21 protein-coding genes and 1 pseudogene are annotated in these 19605 nt (G+C 50.3%); 6 read left to right on the top strand and 16 right to left on the bottom strand.

Translation table 11 applies throughout. From position 1 onward, the window contains the following. Nucleotides 1–64, bottom strand: a 64-nt coding sequence (locus K0778_RS07600) for an IS1 family transposase (RefSeq protein ID WP_001676991.1), incomplete at its 3' end; no start/stop codon positions are given. 55 nt (nt 65–119) lie between these two features. On the opposite strand from K0778_RS07600, the pseudogene K0778_RS07595 reads away from it, so the two are divergent. From K0778_RS07595 to K0778_RS07580, 4 genes and pseudogenes are all read left to right on the top strand, one after another. Further along, a pseudogene (locus K0778_RS07595) lies at nt 120–257 on the top strand (glycoside hydrolase); the annotation flags it as partial. Between the two features lie 68 nt (nt 258–325). Further along, entirely contained in the window at nt 326–1942 is a 1617-nt protein-coding gene (gene bglH, locus K0778_RS07590; protein ID WP_000489881.1) for a carbohydrate-specific porin BglH, read from the top strand. Between the two features lie 26 nt (nt 1943–1968). Continuing rightward, on the top strand, nt 1969–3138 hold the full coding sequence (locus tag K0778_RS07585; RefSeq protein WP_001556329.1) for an esterase: 1170 nt from the start codon (nt 1969–1971) through the stop codon (nt 3136–3138). Between the two features lie 14 nt (nt 3139–3152). Beyond that, entirely contained in the window at nt 3153–3869 is a 717-nt protein-coding gene (locus tag K0778_RS07580; protein ID WP_000766897.1) for a glucosamine-6-phosphate deaminase, read from the top strand. A gap of 76 nt (nt 3870–3945) precedes the next feature. On the opposite strand, the gene K0778_RS07575 is transcribed toward K0778_RS07580, so the two are convergent. Both K0778_RS07575 and yieH read right to left on the bottom strand, forming a co-directional pair. Further along, complete coding sequence (locus K0778_RS07575; protein ID WP_000116770.1) at nt 3946–4419, bottom strand: protein CbrB; 474 nt, start codon at nt 4417–4419, stop codon at nt 3946–3948. 66 nt (nt 4420–4485) lie between these two features. After that, the gene (gene yieH / locus K0778_RS07570; RefSeq protein ID WP_000078072.1) at nt 4486–5151 is read right to left on the bottom strand and encodes a 6-phosphogluconate phosphatase; all 666 of its coding nucleotides are present in this window, start codon (nt 5149–5151) and stop codon (nt 4486–4488) included. 166 nt (nt 5152–5317) lie between these two features. Here yieH and adeP point away from each other — a divergent pair, with 166 nt between their 5' ends. Next, complete coding sequence (adeP, locus tag K0778_RS07565; protein WP_000082693.1) at nt 5318–6655, top strand: adenine permease AdeP; 1338 nt, start codon at nt 5318–5320, stop codon at nt 6653–6655. A gap of 53 nt (nt 6656–6708) precedes the next feature. Here the strand turns inward: adeP and yieF are convergent, their stop codons facing one another. The 13 genes from yieF to K0778_RS07500 form a co-directional block, all read right to left on the bottom strand. Continuing rightward, nucleotides 6709–7275, bottom strand: coding sequence for a class I chromate reductase YieF (gene yieF / locus K0778_RS07560; protein WP_001291268.1), 567 nt, complete (start codon nt 7273–7275; stop codon nt 6709–6711). A 21-nt stretch (nt 7276–7296) separates the two neighbouring features. Continuing rightward, nucleotides 7297–8046 carry a 4'-phosphopantetheinyl transferase superfamily protein gene (locus K0778_RS07555; RefSeq protein WP_001296581.1) on the bottom strand — a complete coding sequence of 250 codons (750 nt, stop codon included), beginning with the start codon at nt 8044–8046 and terminating at the stop codon, nt 7297–7299. Between the two features lie 156 nt (nt 8047–8202). Further along, on the bottom strand, nt 8203–9162 hold the full coding sequence (yidZ, locus tag K0778_RS07550; RefSeq protein ID WP_001311238.1) for an HTH-type transcriptional regulator YidZ: 960 nt from the start codon (nt 9160–9162) through the stop codon (nt 8203–8205). Beyond that, a complete protein-coding gene (gene mdtL / locus K0778_RS07545) occupies nt 9137–10312 on the bottom strand; it encodes a multidrug efflux MFS transporter MdtL (RefSeq protein ID WP_000085982.1) in 1176 nt (391 codons plus the stop codon). Before mdtL ends, yidZ begins: the two co-directional genes overlap by 26 nt. Nucleotides 10313–10443: 131 nt before the next feature. Then, nucleotides 10444–11691, bottom strand: a complete 1248-nt coding sequence (tnaB, locus tag K0778_RS07540; protein WP_000131925.1) for a low affinity tryptophan permease TnaB — start codon at nt 11689–11691, stop codon at nt 10444–10446. Between the two features lie 90 nt (nt 11692–11781). Further along, on the bottom strand, nt 11782–13197 hold the full coding sequence (gene tnaA, locus K0778_RS07535; RefSeq protein ID WP_001295247.1) for a tryptophanase: 1416 nt from the start codon (nt 13195–13197) through the stop codon (nt 11782–11784). Between the two features lie 220 nt (nt 13198–13417). Further along, nucleotides 13418–13492 (bottom strand): tryptophanase leader peptide, encoded by a 75-nt coding sequence (gene tnaC / locus K0778_RS07530; protein ID WP_001364348.1) that lies wholly within the window; start codon nt 13490–13492, stop codon nt 13418–13420. 242 nt (nt 13493–13734) lie between these two features. After that, nucleotides 13735–15099: a tRNA uridine-5-carboxymethylaminomethyl(34) synthesis GTPase MnmE gene (mnmE, locus tag K0778_RS07525; RefSeq protein WP_001282346.1), complete on the bottom strand. Its 1365-nt coding sequence runs from the start codon at nt 15097–15099 to the stop codon at nt 13735–13737. A 105-nt stretch (nt 15100–15204) separates the two neighbouring features. Further along, the gene (yidC, locus tag K0778_RS07520; RefSeq protein ID WP_000378250.1) at nt 15205–16851 is read right to left on the bottom strand and encodes a membrane protein insertase YidC; all 1647 of its coding nucleotides are present in this window, start codon (nt 16849–16851) and stop codon (nt 15205–15207) included. Between the two features lie 2 nt (nt 16852–16853). Continuing rightward, nucleotides 16854–17111: a membrane protein insertion efficiency factor YidD gene (gene yidD / locus K0778_RS07515; protein WP_001307474.1), complete on the bottom strand. Its 258-nt coding sequence runs from the start codon at nt 17109–17111 to the stop codon at nt 16854–16856. After that, nucleotides 17075–17434, bottom strand: a complete 360-nt coding sequence (rnpA, locus tag K0778_RS07510) for a ribonuclease P protein component (protein WP_000239730.1) — start codon at nt 17432–17434, stop codon at nt 17075–17077. Before rnpA ends, yidD begins: the two co-directional genes overlap by 37 nt. Before the next feature lie 16 nt (nt 17435–17450). Continuing rightward, nucleotides 17451–17591 (bottom strand): 50S ribosomal protein L34, encoded by a 141-nt coding sequence (gene rpmH / locus K0778_RS07505; protein ID WP_000831330.1) that lies wholly within the window; start codon nt 17589–17591, stop codon nt 17451–17453. Nucleotides 17592–17820: 229 nt separating this feature from the next. Further along, a complete protein-coding gene (locus K0778_RS07500; protein WP_120795392.1) occupies nt 17821–17901 on the bottom strand; it encodes a protein YsdD in 81 nt (26 codons plus the stop codon). A 296-nt stretch (nt 17902–18197) separates the two neighbouring features. Between K0778_RS07500 and dnaA the strand changes: the two genes are divergently transcribed. Beyond that, on the top strand, nt 18198–19601 hold the full coding sequence (gene dnaA, locus K0778_RS07495; protein WP_000059111.1) for a chromosomal replication initiator protein DnaA: 1404 nt from the start codon (nt 18198–18200) through the stop codon (nt 19599–19601). Nucleotides 19602–19605 lie beyond the last annotated feature (4 nt).

Raw genomic sequence — 19605 nt, 5'->3', positions numbered from 1 at the left:
TGCCGTTACGCACCACCCCGTCAGTAGCTGAACAGGAGGGACAGCTGATAGAAACAGAAGCCACTGGAGCACCTCAAAAACACCATCATACACTAAATCAGTAAGTTGGCAGCATCACCGGCTTTATTTATGTGGATCGTGATGATAATGGCGAAGGAAGCCTCACAAGAACACGCAAGAAAAGCTTCGGATGGTATGCAGAGGTGATCAAGACGCGGGGGCTGTCATTAAAAAAAATAACCATTAAAGCACCTTAATTATCGTCGCATTCAGAACAGTCTGGATGCGATGCGTTAATTCTTTCTTTGCACCATAAAGGGATATTATGTTTAGACGAAATCTTATTACCTCTGCCATCTTATTAATGGCACCGTTAGCCTTTTCTGCACAATCATTGGCTGAATCATTAACGGTGGAACAACGCCTTGAGTTATTAGAAAAGGCGTTAAGAGAAACGCAAAGCGAACTCAAAAAGTATAAAGATGAAGAGAAGAAAAAGTATACGCCAGCGACGGTGAATCGTAGCGTAAGTACGAATGATCAAGGGTATGCCGCCAATCCGTTCCCGACCAGTAGTGCCGCAAAACCTGATGCTGTACTGGTCAAAAATGAAGAGAAAAATGCCAGTGAGACAGGCTCGATTTATTCTTCCATGACTCTGAAAGATTTCAGTAAATTTGTGAAAGATGAAATTGGCTTTAGTTACAACGGCTATTACCGTTCTGGTTGGGGGACCGCCTCTCATGGTTCACCTAAATCATGGGCGATTGGTTCTCTGGGCCGCTTTGGTAACGAATACTCCGGCTGGTTTGATTTGCAGTTAAAACAACGTGTCTACAACGAAAACGGCAAACGGGTTGATGCCGTTGTGATGATGGATGGTAACGTTGGTCAGCAGTACTCTACCGGCTGGTTTGGCGATAACGCCGGTGGCGAGAACTATATGCAGTTCTCCGATATGTACGTTACCACCAAAGGTTTCCTGCCCTTTGCGCCAGAGGCTGATTTCTGGGTGGGTAAACACGGTGCGCCGAAAATTGAAATCCAGATGCTTGACTGGAAAACGCAGCGTACTGATGCCGCAGCGGGTGTAGGTCTGGAAAACTGGAAAGTCGGTCCGGGTAAAATTGATATCGCGCTGGTTCGCGAAGATGTCGATGATTACGATCGCAGCCTGCAAAACAAACAGCAGATTAATACCAATACCATTGATTTACGCTATAAAGATATCCCGTTATGGGATAAAGCCACCTTAATGGTAAGTGGTCGTTATGTCACGGCAAACGAAAGCGCATCGGAAAAAGATAATCAGGATAATAACGGGTATTATGACTGGAAAGATACCTGGATGTTTGGCACATCTTTAACGCAGAAATTTGATAAAGGTGGCTTCAACGAATTCTCCTTCCTGGTCGCGAATAACTCTATCGCCAGTAACTTTGGCCGTTATGCTGGCGCAAGTCCATTTACCACCTTTAATGGTCGTTATTATGGTGATCACACCGGCGGAACAGCGGTACGTCTGACTTCGCAGGGCGAAGCCTATATCGGTGATCATTTTATTGTGGCTAACGCGATTGTTTACTCCTTCGGTAACGATATTTATAGCTACGAAACAGGCGCACACTCTGATTTCGAATCTATTCGTGCGGTTGTTCGCCCGGCCTATATTTGGGACCAATATAACCAGACAGGTGTTGAACTGGGCTATTTCACCCAGCAAAACAAAGATGCGAATAGTAATAAATTTAATGAGTCTGGTTATAAAACCACGCTCTTCCATACCTTTAAAGTCAATACCAGTATGTTGACCTCGCGTCCGGAAATTCGTTTCTACGCCACGTATATCAAAGCCCTGGAAAACGAACTGGATGGCTTCACCTTCGAAGACAATAAAGACGACCAGTTTGCTGTCGGTGCCCAGGCTGAAATCTGGTGGTAATGGAACTTAATGAAAGGAATATTACGATGAATATAAAAATTGCTGCTTTAACGCTGGCTATTGCCAGCGGTATTTCTGCTCAGTGGGCCATAGCAGCGGATATGCCAGCCAGCCCGGCACCCACTATCCCGGTGAAACAGTATGTGACTCAGGTCAATGCCGATAACAGCGTGACCTTTCGCTACTTTGCCCCTGGGGCAAAAAATGTCTCTGTAGTGGTGGGTGTTCCGGTTCCGGACAATATTCACCCGATGACCAAAGACGAAGCAGGAGTCTGGTCGTGGCGCACACCTATCCTGAAAGGCAACCTGTACGAGTATTTTTTCAATGTTGATGGTGTACGCAGCATTGATACAGGCACCGCAATGACTAAGCCTCAGCGCCAGGTTAACTCCAGTATGATTCTGGTGCCAGGCAGTTATCTGGATACGCGTTCTGTTGCGCATGGTGATTTGATCGCCATAACTTACCACTCCAACGCATTGCAATCTGAACGTCAGATGTATGTCTGGACCCCGCCAGGATACACCGGCATGGGCGAGCCTTTGCCAGTGCTCTATTTCTATCACGGTTTTGGTGATACCGGACGTTCCGCTATCGATCAGGGGCGTATCCCGCAAATCATGGATAACCTGCTTGCTGAAGGGAAAATTAAACCGATGCTGGTGGTGATCCCGGATACAGAAACCGATGCGAAGGGCATTATTCCCGAAGATTTCGTGCCTCAGGAAAGACGTAAAGTCTTTTATCCGCTGAATGCTAAAGCGGCAGATCGCGAACTGATGAACGATATTATCCCGCTGATTAGCAAGCGTTTTAATGTCCGTAAAGATGCCGATGGCCGCGCGCTGGCAGGGCTTTCACAAGGCGGGTACCAGGCGCTGGTTTCCGGAATGAATCATCTGGAAAGCTTTGGCTGGCTGGCCACATTCAGTGGTGTTACCACGACAACCGTACCGGATGAAGGTGTCGCGGCCCGACTGAACGATCCGGCAGCTATCAACCAGCAACTACGTAATTTTACTGTGGTTGTGGGGGATAAAGATGTCGTAACCGGCAAGGATATCGCCGGGCTGAAAACTGAGCTTGAGCAGAAAAAAATTAACTTTGATTACCAGGAATATCCGGGTCTGAACCATGAAATGGATGTCTGGCGACCAGCCTATGCAGCCTTTGTACAGAAATTATTTAAATAAAATAAGGCATTAAGATGAAATTAATCATTACCGAAGATTACCAGGAAATGAGCCGTGTCGCGGCACACCATCTGCTTGGTTATATGTCGAAGACGCGTCGTGTTAACCTGGCAATTACCGCCGGTAGCACGCCCAAAGGCATGTATGAATACCTCACCACCCTGGTTAAAGGTAAGCCCTGGTACGATAACTGCTATTTCTATAATTTTGATGAAATTCCATTTCGCGGCAAAGAGGGAGAAGGCGTAACGATTACCAATCTGCGTAATCTGTTTTTCACCCCTGCGGGGATCAAAGAAGAGAATATCCAGAAGCTCACTATTGATAACTACCGCGAGCATGATCAGAAACTGGCGCGTGAAGGCGGACTGGATTTGGTGGTGCTGGGATTAGGTGCAGATGGTCATTTTTGTGGCAATTTGCCGAATACGACCCATTTCCATGAGCAAACCGTGGAGTTCCCGATCCAGGGAGAGATGGTTGATATTGTGGCGCATGGCGAGTTGGGCGGCGACTTTTCGTTAGTGCCTGACAGCTACGTGACGATGGGGCCGAAAAGCATCATGGCGGCGAAAAACTTGCTGATAATTGTCAGCGGCGCGGGTAAAGCGCAGGCACTGAAAAATGTTCTGCAAGGTCCGGTTACCGAAGATGTTCCAGCTTCCGTGTTGCAGCTGCATCCTTCGCTGATGGTAATCGCTGATAAAGCCGCTGCCGCAGAATTAGCTTAAAACATAAGGCCGGATGTATGAATTACGCTCCGGCCTGTTCTCCAACGGTTAATTACAAATAGATAAAGTATCCCGCTTAACTTAAAGAGTCTGTTTCAGGACATGAAATATCCAATCCGGGCAGACGGGTAATGATTTTGCTCATCACCACACCTGCCAGCAATGCAGGAATGATGCGGACAACGAGACTGTCACCAGAAAGAATGTTTTCAAACAACTCCGAGGAAGCCATGCCCTTAATATGTACAATAACTGCACAATAGATCTCGGTGATAACGACGCCACCTATGCCACCAGCCAGACAACGATAATTTTTCTGTGACCCGATCTTTTCCGGCAGACAGGCGACCATCACGCCGGTTAACAATGCAGGAATAGCTCCCGTAGTAATCGACAATAAGAGAAACAATGGAAGTACCTGTATTATTACCAAAAGAACCAGCGGTTCTTTTGCGAAGAATATGTAGAGGACAAGAAACAGAACACCAATTAACGGTCCTAAAACCGCAAAATAAAGTCCGTGATGTATTACCCGACGTGAAACAGACATATCAAACTCCCTTTACTTACCTTTGAGCGCCAATTTAAGCGGGGTAAGTGAAGGGAGTGTGAAGAACTATGCCGTAATATCCCAACCACGCGCTTTCCACAGTTCCGGTAACTGCGAAAGATGGGTAAAGGTGGTGACTTTCGGGTGAACGATCGGCTTATTGTGCGGGTCAGCGCAGAAGTAAAACACTTCCATTCCGGCATCTATCCCTGATTGAGCGCCGGCGCTGGAGTCATCGACCAGAATGCAGTTTTCAACGTTCACATTCATCGCTTTTGCCGCATGGAACATTAATGCCGGATCGGGCTTCCAACGCTGGATATCGTAGCCGCTGAACAGTTTTTCCGGGAAGTAGTGCAGCATGTTGAGCTTACCCAGCGAATGCTGCATTTTGCTGACCGGACCGTTAGAGACGACGCACATCGGCACGTTAATGCTCGCCAGCAATTCGTTCGCGCCTGCGATGTCCGCAAGTTCGGTATCAAACAGACGTGCTACTTCTGCGCGGTAAACGTGCTCGGCATCGGCCTGGACCATCGTCACGCCCTGTTCTTTACTGATGATATCGATGATTTCGTAGAGTTTTACGCCTTTAAAACGGGTAAAAATCTCCTCCAGGTCAACGTTAATGCCAAATTCCCTGAACATCGTGACATAGGCGCGAGAGCAAATGACCTCGCTATCGACCAGCGTACCGTCGCAGTCGAAAAATACCGCTTCTATCTGGGACATGTCTTTCCTTTATCGTTAGTTTAACGTTTTCGTCATGCCAATTCGCATGACGCAATCGTTGCCGTATAAGCAAATACAATGAAAAAAAGTTATCTTCAGCCGTCCATATTGTCTCATTTTGGTATACGATAGCGACGGATTTTCCCTCCTTGTTCGGAAATAGATAATGAGTCAACAACACACAACCCAGGCTTCTGGCCAGGGGATGCTGGAACGCGTGTTTAAACTGCGCGAACATGGTACGACGGCACGGACCGAAGTGATCGCCGGTTTTACCACCTTCCTGACGATGGTTTACATCGTTTTTGTTAACCCGCAAATTCTTGGCGTTGCTGGCATGGATACCAGCGCCGTCTTCGTCACTACCTGTCTGATCGCTGCATTCGGCAGTATTATGATGGGACTGTTTGCTAACCTGCCAGTTGCACTGGCACCCGCTATGGGCCTGAATGCGTTCTTCGCTTTTGTCGTTGTACAGGCGATGGGCTTGCCGTGGCAGGTCGGGATGGGCGCAATCTTCTGGGGCGCGATAGGTCTGCTGTTACTGACGATTTTCCGCGTTCGCTACTGGATGATAGCCAACATTCCGGTGAGTCTGCGTGTGGGTATTACCAGCGGTATCGGTCTGTTCATTGGCATGATGGGGCTGAAAAACGCAGGTGTGATTGTCGCTAACCCGGAAACGCTGGTGAGCATCGGTAATCTGACTTCTCACAGCGTACTTCTGGGTATCCTCGGCTTCTTCATCATTGCTATTCTGGCCTCGCGCAACATTCACGCAGCGGTGCTGGTTTCTATCGTGGTGACGACGCTGCTGGGCTGGATGCTGGGTGATGTGCACTACAATGGCATCGTTTCTGCGCCGCCGAGCGTAATGACAGTTGTGGGTCATGTAGATTTAGCCGGGTCGTTTAACCTCGGGCTGGCAGGGGTGATTTTCTCTTTCATGTTGGTCAACTTGTTTGACTCCTCCGGTACGCTGATTGGCGTGACCGATAAAGCAGGTCTGGCGGATGAGAAGGGGAAATTCCCGCGCATGAAGCAGGCGCTGTATGTCGACAGTATCTCTTCCGTGACCGGTTCGTTTATCGGTACTTCTTCCGTTACGGCTTATATTGAGTCCTCTTCCGGCGTATCGGTTGGCGGTCGTACCGGTCTGACGGCAGTGGTTGTTGGTCTGCTGTTCCTGCTGGTTATCTTTCTGTCGCCGCTGGCGGGGATGGTGCCAGGCTACGCTGCAGCTGGTGCGCTGATTTACGTTGGCGTGCTGATGACTTCCAGTCTGGCACGCGTGAACTGGCAGGATCTTACTGAATCTGTTCCGGCGTTTATTACCGCCGTGATGATGCCGTTCAGCTTCTCGATTACCGAAGGTATCGCGCTGGGCTTTATCTCCTACTGCGTGATGAAAATCGGTACCGGACGTCTGCGTGATCTAAGCCCGTGCGTAATCATCGTTGCGCTGCTGTTTATCCTGAAGATTGTCTTTATCGACGCTCACTAAAATCGATAGCGCGTTAAAAACCCGCCATGCATGATTGCTGGCGGGTTTTTTGTTTAGATCTTAACTCGCTGAATAAACTCACCAAATGCGGTCAATTGCCCGGTCAGGTGGTCCAGCGTACCCTGATCAATCACTTCTCCGGTTTGCGGATCAACTTTGTTCTGAATCACGCCGCCCATAAATTCCGGCTTGTTCATCACCATTGCATCGAGGAAAACCAGAATCTGGCGCAGGTGATACTGACAGCGCGCGCCGCCAATCACGCCCATTGAGCTGGTCTGAATCAATACCGGTTTACCGGCCAGCGGTTGATCCGGCAGGCGGGAAAGCCAGTCGATGGCATTTTTCAGCCCACCCGGTACCGAGTAGTTATATTCCGGCGTGACGATCACCACACCGTCAGCCTGACGGATCTGTTCCGCCAGAGCTTCAACCGTTGCTGGAAAACCTTCTTCCTGCTGTACGTCAGCGTCATACAAGGGAATGTCGGCAATGGATGGTAACGCATTGACTTCCATGCTCGCCGGAGCAATTTTCGGCAGGGTACGTGCAACCATGCCATTAAATGAGCCTTTGCGCAGGCTCCCCAGTAACGTAACCACCTGCAATTTTTCAGACATGATGACTCCTGTGGTTGTCTATCAATTTGGCGAAAAAGCCTTCACGGTAGAGAGTTGGGCAAAACGCATCATCCGGCTGGTAGGATTGTTGGCGCGGCTGTGAATATCCGGCAGGCTTTTCCAGCCGTGTTTGCCATCTAACTCCCAGACACTGAGCTTTTCAATCGTGGGCGTGACCGCCACGGACCACACCAGCACGTCTTCCGCGTCGCATAACGCTTCTACATGATTTACATGAGCACATTTCAGGCGTCCGGCAATGGGCAGCAGCTGCAGATCGCGCGGATCGTCATTCAAAACATCACCGGTTAGTTTTAGCACGCTTCGGCGCAGCGTGATGAGCTGCGCCCGCGCTTCGTTAGGATCGTTTTGTTTACTGATCCATAGCGATTCATTGCTGGAAAAGGTGTGGTTATCGGGCGCGTGTGGGCTATGAAACCCGCGCGTCGCACGCTGTAGTTCCATATCGAGGCCACATTCACCTTCGGTTGTTAACGCCACGCCAACCATATTCCCGGCATAGGAAATGGAAAACGAAGGCAAATTTTTATCACTGAAAACCGGTTTACCTTTCGGCAGGGTGACGATTTCCGGCAATTCGCCAATGCCATACAGCATGAACATCAGTTCTGCGAGTAAACCTCTGGACGCCAGAAAACGGCTTTGACGATGAGGGGGAATGTTTCGGGCTTCTTGATGACACTGGGAGGGGAGACGAACAGAAATCAGATGTCCTTCCGTTAAAATCCCTCGGGCAAAGTGAGTCGCCATTTTTCGCTCCATGCTTAATGGTCCATTATGAATACAAGAGTAATCATTTACTGGAATGATGGACAGACTAAAGCGGCTAAAAGTTCGATTCAGACAAGCTTATTACAACTTTTTTACATTTTATTGTGAAATTGGGTCGCGTTTCATACGATTCGGTTATGCCATCGACGCGTAAAGGTTTTTAATGGTTTCCCGTAACCATACGATCTTCGGATTATGGCTGTTCCGTTTATGCCACAGCAGGGTAAAAGGAACTTCCAGCTTTTTTTGCTGGCTTTCGTCAAACGGGAGAGGAAGAGCAACCAACGGCAGTTGATGGAGTTGATTGTAGTACTGACAGTAGCGCGGCGCGGTCGCCAGTAGCAGATTGTCGGGTTGCGCTGCCATAAACAGTGACTGCTCGAATTCCGGCAGGCTCATAGCAATCGTGCGTTCGCGTCCCAGCTCCTGTAACACATTGTCCAGCGCCCAGGTATCGCTCTGTTCCCAGCAAATGCTGATATGCGGATAACGTAAGAAGGTGTCCAGATTCCACGTTTGATGCAGTGCCGGATGATCTTTGCGTAACCAGACGCAGGGCACATCACTAAACAGCACTTCATAATCAATGGCTAACGGTAGCGAGCTTAACAGCTCCCGCGAGCGAGGATGGCTTTCGCGACCGGAAAAACCGATATCCACTTCACCACGAGTAATGGCATCTAAGGAATCGTAATCCCAGTTACGTAATTTGATGGTCGCCTGCGGGTAACGTTGGTAGATCTGTTTCGACAGCGCATTAAGCATGATCATCATCAGCGGTGATTCCGCCGCCAGCTCAAACTTCAGGCCGCGCGGTGTCTGGTGGTGCGGTTTATCCAGCAGCAGGTTGCTCATTTGCATCCACTCCGCCAGATTTTGCTCCATGCTGACCATCAGCGGTGTGGGCGACAGACCCAGCGGTGAGTTCACAAAGAGCGGGTCGTCAAACCACGCTCTTAACTTTGCCAGCGACTTACTCACCGCCGAAGGTGTCACGTTTATCCGCTTCGCCGCTTTGGTTACGCTGCGCTCCTGCATCAGCAGTTGCAGACAAAGCAGCAGATTGAGATCAAGCGTGGTGATGGATTTCTTCATGAGCGGCAACGGGGCGTCCAGGCGCGACGAACATAATCAGCAACAGGCTCACTATGCTACAGGCAATCAGAATCCCGATCAGCATATTCCATGCGCCGATACCAACCACCGCTGCCAGCCAAATCCACAGTGACGAACCGCAAACCTGCGCAATACCTAAGGTCGAGCTGGCTACGCCCGCGCGTAATGAAAACGGCCCTAACGCCTGACTCATCGCCACACCAAAACCTACCGAGAAACCGGCGCAAATCAGCGTGATACCAAACAGAGAAACCGCATGGGAAGGTGAAACGGCAAGAGTGATCCCCGCCGCCAGGAATAACACCTGCGAGGTGATCATCAACGTACGTGGCTTAAAAATTCCCAGCGCAAATGGCGTGGAGAATGAAACGGTCATGCTGACGCCAGCGGTCAGCGCCATAATGGTGGCGTATTCACCGCGCTCAAACCCCATGATTTCCATCAGCAATACCGGTGACGTGTTGACGAAAGTGAGGATCACCGAAACGCTGAGGGTGGTGATAACAACACGGCTGAGGAAAAAACGGTTAAGCAGCGACTCGCTATTTTCTCGTGGTTTATCCGAAGCTGCGGGGGCCGCTGGGCGCGTTTCTTTTAAAATAAACAAAGACAACATCAGTACCGCGATGCCCATCATTGCCATCGCCCAGAACAGACTCTGCCACGGGAATTTAAGCATAATCAGATGTCCGAGCACTGGCGCTAACACCGGAATGATGCAGGTAATACCGTTGAGTAATGACAGCACTTTAGCCCGACGTCGATCATCCAGCGTGTCGCGCAAAATAGCGAACGCCACTACGTAACAACAGCCTGCGCCCAACCCCTGTAGAAATCGGCCTGCAAGAAATAACGTGCTGGTTTCAGCCAGTGAACAGAACACCGAGGCAATAATAAATAGCGCCGCGCCGGGTATGGCGACCGGCTTTCTCCCTGAACGATCGGCCACTTTACCGGCAAATAACATCGCAGCTGCCATCCCCGCCAGATATACGGAGAACGCAATATGCAACTGCGCTTCGCTGGCATTGAGATCGGCGGCGATGCGCGGTAAACCAACGAGGTACATATCAATCCCGGCGGGATAAAGTAAAACCAGGGCAAAACTACAAATCAAAAAGCGGGACATGGGCTAAAGCGTCCTGATAGTAAGGTGACGCAAAGCATACGTGGTGAAGGAGGATCAGGCGAGTTGCCATTTGGACATAAGTGATTTCCTGAGAGGCAAGAAGCCAGCGAATGGCTGGCTTCTTGAAGGATTTAGCCAAATTTAGGTAACACGTTAAAGACGTTGCCGAACCAGCACAAAATCACGGTTATACCAAAGAGAATGACAATCGCCGGAATAAGATTGCCGCCCCAGACCGTGAACATCTGATTGGGAAACTTCTTGCGAGCTTTGATTGCAAGCACTGCGGGAATAATGACCGCCCAGATGGTGGCGCACAGCCCGGCACCGCCGATCCCGTAAATAAAGCCGTTCGGGAAGATCAGATACAACAACGCAGGTGGCAGGAAGGTTAACAGCACGGTTTTGAAACGCCCGCCGTGGGAGTTATCAATCTTAAACAGGTCCGCCAGATAATCGAACAACCCCAGCGTGACACCAAAGAACGAACTGGCAACAGCTAAGTTAGAGAACACCAGCAGGCAAAACTCGATAATGCCGTGCTGTTTGGTGCCGAGGAACGATTTCACCAGCGAATCAACGTTGCCGCCTGAGGAGATAATCGCCTTAAAGCTTTCTCGCGGAATATTCCCCATGGTGCAATAGAGCCAGAAGAGATAAATCACCAGCGCCAGCAGCGAACCAAATACCACGCTTTTGATTAACTTATCTTTGCGTTTTCCATAGCAAATAATCAGGCTGGGAATATTGCCGTGGAAACCAAATGACGCCAGACACACCGGCAAAGCCATAAAGATATACGGGAAGTAAGACGTTCCCGCAGTGGAGCTGGTGGCGTCGCGCAGAATGGAGTAATCGACCTGGAAGAAAAAAGAACCAAACACGATCACAAAGGAGATAATCTTCAGCCCGAGGAACAATGAGGTAATACGACTGGCGGCTAACGAACTTAACCACAATACGCTGGCAACGAAAATGGCTGTGCAGATCCCGACAATACGTGGATTAGCGTGATAACCCAAATTCATTGATATCGTTTCACTAATGATCGCACCATTAGCAGAGATATAGGCATAAGTGAGGATATAGAGAACGAAGGCAACGGTAATACCGCTGATAATGTTCCAGGTGTTACCGATTAAATCTTTGGTGATGGTGTTAAAACTGGAGCCGACGGGATAATTTAAATTTGCTTCTAATAACAATAACCCGGAATGAAGCATTGAAAACCAGGCAATGATAAGGATAAAGGCACCCCAGAAAAACCAGGCACCGGCAAGATCAACAGGTAAAGCAAACATACCTCCACCAATTACTGTACCTGCTATAACCATAACACCCCAAAATGCAGAGTGCTTTTTTTCAGCTTGATCAGTCATGATGCCACCTTTAGAGGAAGGCTATTTTTGTTATTGAGGATGTAGGGTAAGAGAGTGGCTAACATCCTTATAGCCACTCTGTAGTATTAATTAAACTTCTTTAAGTTTTGCGGTGAAGTGACGCAATACTTTCGGTTCGTACGTAAAGGTTAATCCTTTAATATTCGCCGCGTTCTCTTTCACATGTTTAAAGGCTTCAATAATGAAGTCCATATGTGTTTGAGTATATGTTGCGCGCGGAATGGTTAAACGCAGCAGTTCAGCCGGGCATGGCAGTTGTTTACCGGTTTTCGGATCGCGGCCTAACAGGAAAGAGCCAATTTCTACCGCACGGATACCGGCGACTTTATACAGCTCGCAGGCCAGCGCCTGTGCCGGGAACTGGTCTGCCGGGATATGCGGCAACAGTTTACCGGCATCAACGAATGCCGCGTGACCGCCCGCCTGCTGGCAGACAACGCCAATCTCTTCCAGACCATCGACCAGATACTGTACCTGCGCGATACGATAAGCCAGCCAGTCGAGATTCATGCCGTCATACAGACCTACCGCCAGACGCTCCATCGCGCCGCCTTCCAGGCCGCCATATGTCGGGAAGCCTTCCTGCACCACGCAAAGGGTTCTGCACTCGGTGTACACATCAAAGAAGCTGTCGTCTTTCATGCACAGCAGGCCGCCCATCGGCACCATCGCATCTTTCTTGGCGGACATCGCCAGCATATCGGCATATTTGTAGGTTTCGCGGGTGATCTGCTCGATGGTCCAGTCTTTGTATTCTGCTTCACGCTGCTTGATGAAATAGGCGTTTTCAGCAAAGCGCGCGGAGTCCATTACCACCGGAATATCGTATTTCTTCGCGATGCTGTACATCGCTTTTAAGTTTGCCAGTGAAACCGGCTGACCACCTGCAGAGTTACTGGTGATGGTTGCAACGATATACGGCACGTTATTCGGACCAACTTCTTCAATACCGCGTTCTAATCCCTCAAGGTCAAAGTTGCCTTTAAAGTCGTAACGCACGCCCGTATCGAAGGCTTCTTTGATATAGACGTTACGCACGGTACAGCCGTTGATCTGGCTATGGCCCTGCGTGGTATCAAAGAAATAGTTAGAGAACGCCACCATTTTGCTGCGATCCAGGCCTTTTTCCTGCTCGCGTTTTTTAATCAGTACCGGAATATAGATTTGCTCTGCGCCACGGCCCTGGTGAGTCGGAATGGTGTATTGATAACCAAAGATATTTTTCACTGACTCGGCTAACGCATAGTAGCTACGACTGCCGCTGTAGGCTTCGTCGCCGCGCATCATCGCAGCCTGCATGCTCTGCGTCACCGCCCCGGTGCCGCTGTCGGTCAGTAAATCGATAAACACATCTTCGCTATCCAGCAGGAACGGGTTCATACCGGATTTAATAATTGCCTCTTCACGATAAGCGCGAGTGGTACGTTTTACTGGCTCAATAACACGAATGCGGAACGGTTCAGGGAGATGTTTAAAGTTTTCCATTACATAATCCTTCATTTATTTTAATTACAGTGATCCCTGTGAATATTACATCTGCTATACCGATTAATTCGCCAGATATATATGCAAGCACCATCATTTACTAAAACAAGTAAATAAACGAGAGATGACCTTTGCAAAAGGCAAAATTAAGATATAGCAAACAAATAGATCACATTGAATCTAATCGGTTTGGCTCTGGTGATGGCTACAGAAGGGCAAATCAAGGGCGGTGATCGACAATTTTGTTGTCAATATTGAACCATTTTGAGGTCACACATATATGTAAGATATTCATAATGCACTTATCCTCGCAAGACACGAGGCTACATTATTACACTCAGAGTTTTTGTCTATTCTGAAATTGTTTAAATGTGAATCGAATCACAATCGTTCGGGGAGCAATATTAAATGCTTTTTTTAAAGATTATAAATTACGTAAGAATTTTAATGTTTAAAAAAAGGGTTGAGGAATAACAGGAGTGGTAACAATGAAGCGAAGCCGCATCTGACAGTCAGAATGCGGCTTCGTAAGCGCGGTTACTTACCAATACAGAAGCTGGAGAAAATCCGCCCCAGCAGGTCGTCTGAAGTAAATTCCCCGGTGATTTCGCTTAAGTTCTGCTGTGCCAGACGCAACTCTTCCGCCAGCAGTTCACCTGCCCAGGCTCCCAACAGTTGCGCTTTGCCCTGTTGTAGATGTTCCGCTGCCTGTTCCAGCGCCTGTAGGTGGCGACGACGCGCCAGGAAGCCGCCTTCCATGTTGGTGTCAAAGCCCATGCTCTGTTTGAGATGGTTACGCAGCACGTCCACGCCTTCACCAGTCCTTGCCGAGAGACGAATTAACGCGTGACCGTTCACTTCACTCATTCCCAGCGTTTCGCCGGTGATATCGGCTTTATTGCGCACCACGGTGATCGGCAGTTTCGCTGGCAGACGGGCAATAAATTCCGGCCAGATCTCTGCCGGATCCACGGCGTCTGTTGTGGTGCCATCGACCATAAACAGCACGCGGTCGGCCTGTTCAATTTCCTGCCACGCGCGCTCGATACCAATACGTTCTACTTCGTCACTGGCTTCACGTAGCCCGGCGGTATCGATGATATGCAGCGGCATTCCGTCAATGTGGATATGCTCACGCAGCACGTCACGCGTAGTTCCGGCGATATCGGTTACGATTGCCGCTTCACGCCCCGCCAGCGCGTTTAACAGGCTCGATTTACCGGCGTTAGGACGTCCGGCAATCACCACTTTCATCCCTTCGCGCAACAAACTACCCTGACGTGCTTCAGCACGCACTGCATCAAGATCGGCAATAACGTCATTGAGCTGGGCTTCAATTTTTCCGTCGGAGAGGAAATCGATCTCTTCATCGGGGAAATCAATTGCCGCTTCGACGTAAATGCGCAAGTGGGTGAGGGCTTCTACCAGATGATTAACCCGTGCGGAGAATGCGCCTTGCAGCGAGTTAAGTGCCGAACGGGCCGCCTGTTCCGAACTGGCGTCGATAAGATCGGCAATCGCCTCGGCCTGGGCTAAGTCAAGTTTATCGTTAAGAAACGCGCGTTCGGAAAACTCACCAGGGCGAGCAATCCGCAGGCCGGGAATGGTCAGAATGCGTTTTAACAGCAGGTCGAGGATCACCGGACCGCCATGACCTTGCAGTTCCAGCACATCTTCGCCGGTGAACGAGTTCGGGCCAGGGAACCATAGCGCAATCCCCTGATCGAGCACGCTGCCGTCGGCGTCTTTAAACGGAAGATAATCGGCGTAGCGCGGCTTAGGCAGTTTACCCAGCACGGTTTCGGCAACTTCACGGGCTTTGAAGCCGGAGATGCGCAGGATGCCAACGCCGCCACGTCCCGGAGGCGTGGCCTGGGCTACGATAGTGTCATTATCGCTCATGATGTTCCTGTTGCTTTGTGTGGCGGATGCGCGGTGCTTATCCGCCCTACGAAAAGAAAAAAGGCGGTCAACTGACCGCCCTTATTTTAGCGAAAACTCACCGAATCAGGATTTTTTCTTCTCGCGGCTATGCAGGCCACGTTTTTCCAGACCACGGTAAATCAGCTGCTGCTGAATAATGGTTACCAGGTTGCTGACGATATAGTACAGCACCAGACCTGACGGGAACCACAGGAAGAACACGGTGAAGATGACCGGCATAAAGGTCATGATCTTCTGCTGCATCGGGTCGGTCACTGTGGTCGGCGACATCTTCTGAATGAAGAACATCGTTACGCCCATCAGGATCGGCAGGATGTAGTACGGGTCCTGTGCCGACAGGTCGTGGATCCACAGTGCAAACGGTGCCTGACGCAGTTCAACGGAACCCATCAGCATGTAGTACAACGCCAGGAAGATTGGCATCTGGATCAGCAGCGGGAAGCAGCCGCCCAGCGGGTTAACCTTCTCAGCTTTGTACAGCGCCATCATTTCCTGGCTGATACGCTGTTTGTCATCGCCCAGACGCTCACGCATTGCCTGAATCTTCGGCTGCAACATACGCATCTTCGCCATGGAGGTGTACTGCGCTTTGGTCAGCGGGTACATGATGCCACGAACGATAAAGGTGATGATGATAATGGAGAAGCCCCAGTTACCCACAAAGCTATGGATCCATTTCAGCAGTTTGAACAGCGGCTGAGAGATGAACCACAACCAACCGTAATCAACGGTCAGATCCAGGTGCGGAGCAACAGCTGCCATTTTGTCCTGGATTTCCGGGCCAACCCACAGGGTGCTGTTCATCGCGCCAGTCTGACCAGGCTGAACCAGTACCGGCTGAGATTTATAGCCGATAGCGGCGATGCCGTTACCCAGATTAGCGGTATAGAAGTTGTTGGTACCGTCGTTATGCGGGATCCACGCCGTCGCGAAATACTGTTGCAGCATCGCCACCCAACCACCTTTCGAAGAGATGTTCAGGTTTTCGTTATCGGCAATGGTATCGAACTTGTATTTCTCATACTTCTCGTCAGGCGTGGAGTACGCCGCGCCACGGAAGGTGTGCAGTGCGAAGTTGCTGCTTCCGGTATCGAGATGCGGTGGCAGAGTGATGGATTGCTTCAACTGACCAAACGAGGAGATTTCCAGCGGTTTCTCGCCAGCGTTCTGCACGTTGTAGTTGACGTTGACAGCGTAATCACCACGTTTCAGGACAAACGTTTTGGTAAACGTGTTGCCTGCCGCGTCGGTATACGTCATCGGCACCTGCAGTTCGTTTTGACCTTCAGCCAGCACATAAGCGTCTTTTTCAACGTTATACAGCGGACGCGGGCCGTTAGCCGGGTTATCCGGGCCATCACGACCGGTCAGACCGCTCTGTGCCTGATAAATAAACTGCGGTGAAGTTTCCAACAGCTGGAACGGCTGGGTAGAGTTCAGCTCTTTCGGGTAAGCAGGCAGCAGAGCTTGCTCAACATCACCACCACGGGTGTTGATGGTCAGATCAAGCACGTCGGTCTTAACCGAGATCAGTTTCCCCTGGCCACTGGCCGGTACGCCCTGGTCGGCGGCGCTACCCGCTGCGGTGGTCGTTGTCTGCGTGGTCTGTTGGGCCTGAGGTTGCGGGTTTTTATCCTGCTCCCAGGCTTGCCAGATCATGAAAGACACGAACAGCAAAGCGATGACTAAAAGATTGCGTTGCGAATCCATCGTTAGTGTTCTCTGGTATCAAATGGTCCGGGCGGGACGGGATCGTCACCACCAGGGTGTAAAGGGTGGCATTTTAATACGCGTTTCACCGTCAACCAACTGCCTTTTATCACTCCAAACCTGCGCAATGCCTCAATTCCGTAGCTTGAACAGGTTGGAGTGAAACGACAATGCGGCCCGAGTAGCGGACTAATCAGGCGTTGATAGACCCGAATGAGGGCTATCAGGACCCGCGAGCCAGGCGACAGTGGCGGCGCCATAATTTTTCCAACGCTTCCGAGAGAGCACGGTTATCGAGGTCGGCAACCCCTTTTTTCGCCACCACCACGAAATCCATAGCCGGGAGTTCATGTTGGCGCAGACGGAAGCTTTCACGCGTCAGACGTTTAATCCGATTGCGTTCATGGGCGCGTCGAACGTTTTTCTTGGCGACTGTAAGACCGATACGGGGATGCCCCAGCGAATTCAGGCGGCCGAGAATGGTAATTTGCGGCGTGCCAGCCCGTTGTGGCTGCTGGAAGACGAATGTGAATTGACTGGGAGTTAACAAGCGTAACTCCCTGGGAAATGCGAGCTTAACCACTCAGGGGTTAGCTTTATTACTTAGAAACGGTCAGACGAGCGCGGCCTTTAGCACGACGACGTGCCAGAACCTGACGACCATTTTTAGTAGCCATACGAGCACGGAAGCCGTGAGAACGGTTGCGCTTCAGTACAGACGGTTGAAAAGTGCGTTTCATGGCGATTTCTACCTAAACTTGAATAAATTCAATGGCTTTATTGGATATCCGCCGAAAAATGAAACGATGGACACCGAAGCCATGGGTGATTAAAGAGGCCGGATTGTAATAATTGTACACTCCGGAGTCAATTCTCTTTCCTTATTTACCGCGCTTTTCCGCACCTTTTCGCAGGGAAAATGTACGACCTCACACCAGTGGAAACCAGCATGGCGCGCCGGGTGGAGGATTATACGGGCTGATGGGTAAAGCGCAAGGATCGTCCTGGATCTTTATTAGATCGATTAAGCCAATTTTTGTCTATGGTCATTAAATTTTCCAATATGCGGCGTAAATCGTGCCCGCCTCGCGGCAGGATCGTTTACACTTAGCGAGTTCTGGAAAGTCCTGTGGATAAATCGGGAAAATCTGTGAGAAACAGAAGATCTCTTGCGCAGTTTAGGCTATGATCCGCGGTCCCGATCGTTTTGCAGGATCTTGATCGGGCATATAACCGCAGACAGCGGTTCGTGCGTCACCCTCAAGCAGGGTCTTTTCGACGTACGTCAACAATCATGAATGTTTCAGCCTTAGTCATTATCGACTTTTGTTCGAGTGGAGTCCGCCGTGTCACTTTCGCTTTGGCAGCAGTGTCTTGCCCGATTGCAGGATGAGTTACCAGCCACAGAATTCAGTATGTGGATACGCCCATTGCAGGCGGAACTGAGCGATAACACGCTGGCCCTGTACGCGCCAAACCGTTTTGTCCTCGATTGGGTACGGGACAAGTACCTTAATAATATCAATGGACTGCTAACCAGTTTCTGCGGAGCGGATGCCCCACAGCTGCGTTTTGAAGTCGGCACCAAACCGGTGACGCAAACGCCACAAGCGGCAGTGACGAGCAACGTCGCGGCCCCTGCACAGGTGGCGCAAACGCAGCCGCAACGTGCTGCGCCTTCTACGCGCTCAGGTTGGGATAACGTCCCGGCCCCGGCAGAACCGACCTATCGTTCTAACGTAAACGTCAAACACACGTTTGATAACTTCGTTGAAGGTAAATCTAACCAACTGGCGCGCGCGGCGGCTCGCCAGGTGGCGGATAACCCTGGCGGTGCCTATAACCCGTTGTTCCTTTATGGCGGCACGGGTCTGGGTAAAACTCACCTGCTGCATGCGGTGGGTAACGGCATTATGGCGCGCAAGCCGAATGCCAAAGTGGTTTATATGCACTCCGAGCGCTTTGTTCAGGACATGGTTAAAGCCCTGCAAAACAACGCGATCGAAGAGTTTAAACGCTACTACCGTTCCGTAGATGCACTGCTGATCGACGATATTCAGTTTTTTGCTAATAAAGAACGATCTCAGGAAGAGTTTTTCCACACCTTCAACGCCCTGCTGGAAGGTAATCAACAGATCATTCTCACCTCGGATCGCTATCCGAAAGAGATCAACGGCGTTGAGGATCGTTTGAAATCCCGCTTCGGTTGGGGACTGACTGTGGCGATCGAACCGCCAGAGCTGGAAACCCGTGTGGCGATCCTGATGAAAAAGGCCGACGAAAACGACATTCGTTTGCCGGGCGAAGTGGCGTTCTTTATCGCCAAGCGTCTACGATCTAACGTACGTGAGCTGGAAGGGGCGCTGAACCGCGTCATTGCCAATGCCAACTTTACCGGACGGGCGATCACCATCGACTTCGTGCGTGAGGCGCTGCGCGACTTGCTGGCATTGCAGGAAAAACTGGTCACCATCGACAATATTCAGAAGACGGTGGCGGAGTACTACAAGATCAAAGTCGCGGATCTCCTTTCCAAGCGTCGATCCCGCTCGGTGGCGCGTCCGCGCCAGATGGCGATGGCGCTGGCGAAAGAGCTGACTAACCACAGTCTGCCGGAGATTGGCGATGCGTTTGGTGGCCGTGACCACACGACGGTGCTTCATGCCTGCCGTAAGATCGAGCAGTTGCGTGAAGAGAGCCACGATATCAAAGAAGATTTTTCAAATTTAATCAGAACATTGTCATCGTAAACCT

The organism is Escherichia sp. XD33 (assembly GCF_019375075.1).
In the GTDB taxonomy this organism is placed as follows: domain Bacteria; phylum Pseudomonadota; class Gammaproteobacteria; order Enterobacterales; family Enterobacteriaceae; genus Enterobacter; species Enterobacter flexneri_A.
This window is presented reverse-complemented; position numbering and strand designations above follow the sequence as displayed.